We start from the raw sequence: 6,380 nt of genomic DNA, 5'->3' as shown, positions 1-6,380 counted from the left end.
TGCTAGCGCTGGCCAGACGGCTGGTCGATGTCTTGTGGGCACTGCTGCGCGACGGACGCGAATTCAGCGCCGAAAACCCGGCATCGGTGGTCACCACGGCTTGACACGGTCATTGAGAGTCCTTCCGAGCTTGCCGACCGCGGGGCGCAGTGGGACATCGAGTGCGTCGTAGAGACCTGGTTCGGCCTCGACCAGCCAGTCGATGGCGTTCACCAATCTGCCAACGGCAGTGGCGTTTCCGCCCGCGGCGCGGTTGCCGTCCTCGTCGCCGGCTTCGATGGTGACCTCGATGCGGGGGTGACCTTCGACGATCACGCGGTGCGCGCCCGCCCCGTCGGGTGGTGTCGGCCAGTCCGGTGCGCAGGAGGGATGGATGCGGGTGACGTGCTCGATGACGATGCGCGGCTCGCCTTCGACGACGCCCTGCACCTCGAACCGCACCGCACCCTGCGTGCCTGCGCCGAATTCACCCATGGTCGTTGTTGTGACGGCGGATTCGAGGGCACGTCGGTCCAACGTTTCACGGATCTCGTCGAGTTCGACACCGAGTGCCCGCGCCATCAATCGAATCTGCCCGCCCCACACCATTGTCGGGATACCCGGCGCGGTCATCGGCGGCTGGTAGTCCATCGGCTGGCCCATACCGACCAGGTAGCGGACCGAATCGGGCTGGTCGTAGGTCGAGTAGTCGAAGATCTCCTGGCAGCGGATCACCTCGACGGTATGGCCGAGGCCGCTGAGCAACAGCGGCAGCACGTCGTTGCCCCAGCCGGGGTCCACCCCGGAGACGAAGAGCGAACCGCCGCCGTCGGCAATCGCGGCCAGCACCGGGTCGCGAAGTTCCGGTGGAGCGTTGCGCGGATCGTAGAGCGCATACAGCGCGGGCGTGACGACAACGGCACCGGCACGCAGGGCTCTGATGATGTCGGCGAGCGCGTCATCGGGCCGGATATCTCCCGACGCCGCATAGACGACCGCGCGCGGTCGCGCGGCCAGCGTCGCAGCGACGTCATCGGACGCCGCGACACCTATCTCGTAGTCGAGCCCGGCCAGTGTGCCCGCATCGCGGCCCACCTTCTCCGGGTTGTGTACGAGCACACCCGTCAGTTCCAGCTCGGGATGGGCCTCGACGGCACGGATGGCCGACCGGCCGACATTGCCCGTGCCCCAGACGATCGTGGGGATCATCGGCCGAGACTAGCAAGCGCTTGGTTCGGCGTCCGGGATATGCGCAATGTCGAAGTGCGACTGAGCAATTCGCGCAAAGCAGTCAGGACGTGGCGTTGTATCTTGCCAAATATCCGGCGAGGCGCCGCAGATCGTCGTCGCCCCACTCGAGGAAGCGCTCGGTGAACGCGTCCCGACGCAGCCGTTCGGCCTCGCCCGCAATGCGACGACCCTCCGGCGTCGGGCGCAGATGATAGTTGCGCCGATTGCCGGGATCGACCTCACGGGTGAGATACCCGAGCCGTTCCAGCGCACCGACCTGCCTGCTCACCGTGGATTTGTCCAGCAGAAAGTGATCGGCGACGTCGGCGGCCTGGCAGCCGTCCCGCTCGATGATCAAGTCGAGGACGCTGAAGGCAACCAGCGACAGCTCGGGATGCAGCTCGGCAGCCTTGCCGCGGGCTCGACGCGCGAACGCGGTGAGCTCGCGCTGAATGGTCTGGATCGCCGCTGCGCGGGTGGTCTCTCGCATGGTTGTATGATACAACGATAATAGTTGTATTTACCAACCATATGGAGTCCCCCCATGGTTTCGCACCAACTTCGGCATGTCGCCCTGCACCTGCTCACCCCGCTGCTGATGTGCCTCGGCATGGCGCTGGCCTACCTCGGTGCGTTCCACCAGCCTGAGCCGAACCACCTGAAGGTGGCCGTCGTCGGCACCGCGCCGCAAGAGAAGGTGCTCGCACAGACGATGAAGGACAGGGCGGGCGACGCCCTCGAAGTGGTGACCTTGCCCAGCCGGGCGGACGCCATTACCCAGTTGCGCGACCGCACGTTGGCGGGCGCGTATATCACCGATGCACAGCATCCCGAATTGGTCGTGGCGAAAGCCGGGTCCGACACCACCGCCATGGCCGTCGAACTGGTTTTCAAACAGGTCGCCGGACAACAGGGCGTGCCGCTGACCGTCACCGACGTCGCGCCGCCCGCCAACGGCGACCCCACCGCACAGGGGATCTTCTTCCTACTGGTGGCATTGAGCGTCGGCTCGTACGGCAGCGTCGCGGCCATCGGTGCAGCAGGTACCGGGTTGCGGATCGGCGTGCGGGCGCTCGTCGGTGTGGCGACCTCCCTGGCGGTGAGCATCATCGGGATCACCGTCGCCGGACCGCTATTCCATGTGGTCGACCACGACTACGCCGCGATCTGGGCGCTGTCGTGGCTCTACTGCGTGGGCATCGTCCTGGTCGGCATCGGAGTGCATACCTTCCTGAAGCGCTGGACCACGCTGGTACTGATGATCCTGTTCGTCATGCTCAACTTCACGACCTCCGGCGGCATCTATCGCCCAGAACTCCAGAGCGGATTCTTCGGTGCGCTGCACAGCTTCTGGAACGGCGCGGGTTTCGTCGAGGGCGCACGCAGCCTGCTCTACTTCGACGGCGGCGCCGGCTTGGACGGACGCCTGGTGAGCCTGTTCCTATGGCTCGCCGCGGGCGCGGCGCTCCTGGTCGCGGCAGGCCGCCACGAGAAGCGCTGGTCCCCGATCGTCGCGCAAACCGACCCGGCGAGCGTTCGACAAGAGGCCGAAGAAGAGATGGCGGAGGCGGTCGGTGTCTGATCGCCGATGCCGCAGCACCTATCGACATCGGCAAGGTATGCTGTTCTGCATCGGCTGCCGAATGTGTTGAGTAGGCTCGCCACCGGGGGCTGTCCCACTTCTTCTGCAGACAAAGTATCTGTAACCGCAAGTAACAGACATATGCACTCGCCCAGCCCTGGTTCCGTCCATCGAGACGGGCACGATGAGCGCAGGCGAGGCCCGGCGGTGCGTTTCGGATTGCATCAGCCCACAGTCGATCGAGCATCCGCGTTGGCGTGACCGGGTTGATCGCCGAGTTGCTGTCGTGCTAATCATGAACCGTGCCGCGTGGCGCCGCCGAGTGGACGGCGGTCGCCATGGAGGCGCCGTGATCAAGGAGACCGCCATGCGTCCACATTCGCGTCCGCAGTGACGCCGAGCCGCGCCTTCGGCGCCGGCCATATCGCATAACGGAGCCTGCTTTTCGGGCCACATACCGCCGATCTATTGCGATCGGTCGGATTCTCCCTCGATCAAAGGACTTCCCATGCCTGACAACACTCCCGCGCCCGCAACAAACCGGTCGGTCGACCGCGTCCGCGCCCTCGGGCGTGAACTCACCGAGGTACACCAGGACCTGCGCACCGAACTGCGCCGTGTCCGTATTGAATTCGACCGCTACCTGGCGAGCGGCGAGGTACCGCCCACGCAACTTCGCACACACTGCACGGCCTTCTGTGCGGCCTTGACGCGTCACCACTCCAGCGAGGACACCACGGCCTTTCCTGCCCTTGGCAACCAATTCCCGGAACTGGCGCCGGTGCTCGCCGAGCTCAGCGCCGATCATCACCTCGTCGCGGACATCCTGCGCAGGCTGCAACAGCTTCTCGCCGAGGTTGGACCGGACAATGTGGACACCGCCAAGCGCGAACTCGACGGCCTCGCCGCGATCCTCGAATCCCACTTCCAGTGGGAAGAGCGGCGACTCGTCGAGGCGTTCGACGCGCTCGAAATCACTGCTTCGACGGGCGAACAACTCTTCGGCGTAACGGTATGCGCCCCAGCGGAGGATTGAGCCGCGGGCCTTCTGGCCCGCCGAGTACGGTATACCCCGCCACACCGCACAGGACGGGGGCGACAACCATCGGTGGAAAGGCGGGGCGCGAATGACTGAGCCGTATTCACAGTGGCATGCGCGGAATTCGGCCGACAACCTACCGCTGGCCGCCCGCTACCAGTCCGCCGATCCGATCCGCTGGAACGGCAGCATGGTCTATCCCATGTATACCGAGCAGGTCGGACCCGCACCCATCTTGGTCAGCATGACACTGCTGTCGGCGGCACCACCGGCCGGACTTCGCGGGCACGGGATCGGTCTGTCGATGACCGATGGCCATATCCGCCTCGCGGGCAGGCAACTCGGCGGCGTCGATGTGTGGAGTGATGCTCTCGCCTCGGGCATCACTTTCGAACTGTTCCCCAACAACCCCGGCGCCCTGTTCAGTCTGACGCCGGTCTGGGTCGACCCGTTCGGAATCGAGCAGTCGTATTCGGGCAATTACGGCATGCTGATCGAACAACCGCCGAGCGGCCGACTCGTGCTGTGGTGCAGCGTCGGCGAAGGCCCACCGAATTTCGCCAACCTCGTGGTCGAGGTCGAGACAACACTCGCCGACACCATGGTCCCCGAAAGCACCCCCGCGCAGCGCCCGCCGACCCACAGCCCGCCCACGCACACCCCGCTCCCGCAGCACCCACCCGTACCCGATCCACTCCTGCAGAACCCATTGCCTCAAAGCTCCTTGCACACCCCACCGCAGCAAAACCCTCTGCCGCAGAACCCGCCCCAGCACGACCCGCGCCTGCAAAACCCCCTCCCGCAGAACGCGCCCCAGCAAAGCGCCCCATACAACCCACCCCGGCAAGACCCCCTTCCACAGAACCCACCCCAGCACGACCGCCCCCTACAGAACCCGCTGCAGCACGAGGTCCCCCTACAGAACCCGCTCCCGCAGAACCCGCCGCAGCACGACATCCACCTGCAGAACCCGCCGCAGCACGAGGTCCACCTACAGAACCCCCTCCCGCAGAACCCACTCCTGCAAAGCCCCCCGCACGACCGACCCCGGCACGATCCGCCTCCGCAGGGCCTACTTATGCAGAACCCATCCCGGCACGTCTCGCCTCAGCAGGACCTCCTTCCCCAGAACCTGTTCGTACAGAACCACTCCCAGCACGAGCCGCTTCTGCTGAACACCCCTCCTCAGTACCCAACTCTGCAAAGCCCACCCCTGCACGCGCCATCCCTGACGAGCCCGGCCGCGCAAGCTTCACCCCTGCAAACCCCGGCCCTCCCAGACCCTGCCACGCAAACCGCACCCATCCCGGTCACGACCGCACCTGCGCCCGAACCCCGATATCGCACCGCCCTCTACGATCTCGGCGTCGCCATGTACAGCCGCGGCGAGGAGGACGGGGCGTGCAGCCTATGGGCGCAGGCGGCCGAAGCAGGCCACGCCGGTGCCGCCTACGACCTGGGCGTTGTCCGTTTTCGCGGCGGCGACCTCGCCGGGGCCGAACACTGGTGGCGTACGGCCGCCGATCGCCGCGAGTCCCGCGCGATGATCGGACTCGCCGAACTCCTGGAACGCCAGGGCAATTCGTCGGAGGCCAGGGTCTGGCGCGCGTGCGCCGCCGAGGAGCACACGGCCGAGAACGATCATTCGGTCAGTTCCGGCTGAGCCACCCGCAATTCGTCGCGCGCCGCCATCAAGGCGAACCCGAGCAGATTCAATCCGCGCCAATGCGCCGGGTTCTCGGCCCGTGGATCGTCGGCGGCCAGCCCGATACCCCAGATCCGGTCCACCGGACTGGCTTCCACCAGCACCCGGTCTCCCGTCCCGAGCAGATACTGCTTCAGCTGCTCGTGCTGCCCGAACTTCGCGACACTGCCGGCCACCACAATGTCGAAACGTTGTGCAGCCCAGATGATGTCGTTGAATCCACGCACCTGTCGGCCCAGCTCCTTCGCCTGCTTCGGATGCCTCGCCGCCACAACCCGGTCGGCAGTATCGGTATCCCCGAACAACATCGCCTTGCCCCACATCATGTAGTGCTCGGCGGTGGCGAAGTTCAGTCCGTCGACCTGGAACGGCGCAGGCCACCACTGGCTGAAACAGCCGTGCCCGACACTGCCGTCCTGCCGCGGCTGATGCCCCCAGAACCGCACGTACTTCACCCGCCCCGCACCCTCGGCATAGCTGATCAACTCCGGAACCGACCGCACGCGCATGCCAGACAGTGTGCCCGAACAGCAACGCCGCCGCAGGTCGGATTATCGGGTCACCGATGGGCAACACCGCTGCCCGTATGCAATAGGCCGATAATTCGTTCGCGCACCGAGACACGGTGTCGTAGGTTGGCCGACATGGGAACACTTGGCATGAACGGAGCGTGCGCGGCCGGCGTGCACTACATGCGGCTGCGCGCGGAGGCCTGGGCCCTGCCTGCGCATCGCACTGCTCGGGTTCCCCGTCACCTCTGATCGGGGCCCTCCCGCACGGTCGATAGCGACCGGCACTGCACTGTGACCTGGCATGGGTCCGGGCGAATCACACCATCCTGATTC

6 protein-coding genes are annotated in these 6,380 nt (G+C 66.0%); 3 read left to right on the top strand and 3 right to left on the bottom strand.

Features of this window, described 5'->3' with window-relative positions:
* Positions 1–90 precede the first annotated feature (90 nt).
* Both ACLMAL_RS37785 and ACLMAL_RS37780 read right to left on the bottom strand, forming a co-directional pair.
* Complete coding sequence (locus ACLMAL_RS37785) at positions 91–1,188, bottom strand: dihydrodipicolinate reductase (protein ID WP_412003446.1); 1,098 nt, start codon at positions 1,186–1,188, stop codon at positions 91–93.
* Positions 1,189–1,270: 82 nt separating this feature from the next.
* A complete protein-coding gene (locus ACLMAL_RS37780) occupies positions 1,271–1,699 on the bottom strand; it encodes a MarR family winged helix-turn-helix transcriptional regulator (RefSeq protein ID WP_412003445.1) in 429 nt (142 codons plus the stop codon).
* A gap of 54 nt (positions 1,700–1,753) precedes the next feature.
* Here ACLMAL_RS37780 and ACLMAL_RS37775 point away from each other — a divergent pair, with 54 nt between their 5' ends.
* From ACLMAL_RS37775 to ACLMAL_RS37765, 3 genes are all read left to right on the top strand, one after another.
* Positions 1,754–2,791 carry a hypothetical protein gene (locus tag ACLMAL_RS37775; protein WP_412003444.1) on the top strand — a complete coding sequence of 346 codons (1,038 nt, stop codon included), beginning with the start codon at positions 1,754–1,756 and terminating at the stop codon, positions 2,789–2,791.
* Positions 2,792–3,299: 508 nt separating this feature from the next.
* Positions 3,300–3,827: a hemerythrin domain-containing protein gene (locus ACLMAL_RS37770; RefSeq protein ID WP_412003443.1), complete on the top strand. Its 528-nt coding sequence runs from the start codon at positions 3,300–3,302 to the stop codon at positions 3,825–3,827.
* Between the two features lie 91 nt (positions 3,828–3,918).
* Positions 3,919–5,493, top strand: a complete 1,575-nt coding sequence (locus tag ACLMAL_RS37765; protein ID WP_412003442.1) for a hypothetical protein — start codon at positions 3,919–3,921, stop codon at positions 5,491–5,493.
* On the opposite strand, the gene ACLMAL_RS37760 is transcribed toward ACLMAL_RS37765, so the two are convergent.
* Positions 5,472–6,044 (bottom strand): NADAR family protein, encoded by a 573-nt coding sequence (locus ACLMAL_RS37760; RefSeq protein WP_412003441.1) that lies wholly within the window; start codon positions 6,042–6,044, stop codon positions 5,472–5,474. The two genes, ACLMAL_RS37765 and ACLMAL_RS37760, sit on opposite strands and share 22 nt — an antisense overlap.
* Positions 6,045–6,380: the final 336 nt, after the last annotated feature.

Origin of the sequence: Nocardia sp. CWNU-33 (assembly GCF_046764895.1) — a bacterium.
Taxonomy (GTDB): domain Bacteria; phylum Actinomycetota; class Actinomycetes; order Mycobacteriales; family Mycobacteriaceae; genus Nocardia.
This window is presented reverse-complemented; position numbering and strand designations above follow the sequence as displayed.

Coding starts and splice junctions, on each gene's coding strand:
- ACLMAL_RS37785 (WP_412003446.1), bottom strand. CDS start 1,188: ATGATCCCCACGATCGTCTGGGGCACGGGCAATGTCGGCCGGTCGGCC.
- ACLMAL_RS37780 (WP_412003445.1), bottom strand. CDS start 1,699: ATGCGAGAGACCACCCGCGCAGCGGCGATCCAGACCATTCAGCGCGAG.
- ACLMAL_RS37775 (WP_412003444.1), top strand. CDS start 1,754: ATGGTTTCGCACCAACTTCGGCATGTCGCCCTGCACCTGCTCACCCCG.
- ACLMAL_RS37770 (WP_412003443.1), top strand. CDS start 3,300: ATGCCTGACAACACTCCCGCGCCCGCAACAAACCGGTCGGTCGACCGC.
- ACLMAL_RS37765 (WP_412003442.1), top strand. CDS start 3,919: ATGACTGAGCCGTATTCACAGTGGCATGCGCGGAATTCGGCCGACAAC.
- ACLMAL_RS37760 (WP_412003441.1), bottom strand. CDS start 6,044: ATGCGCGTGCGGTCGGTTCCGGAGTTGATCAGCTATGCCGAGGGTGCG.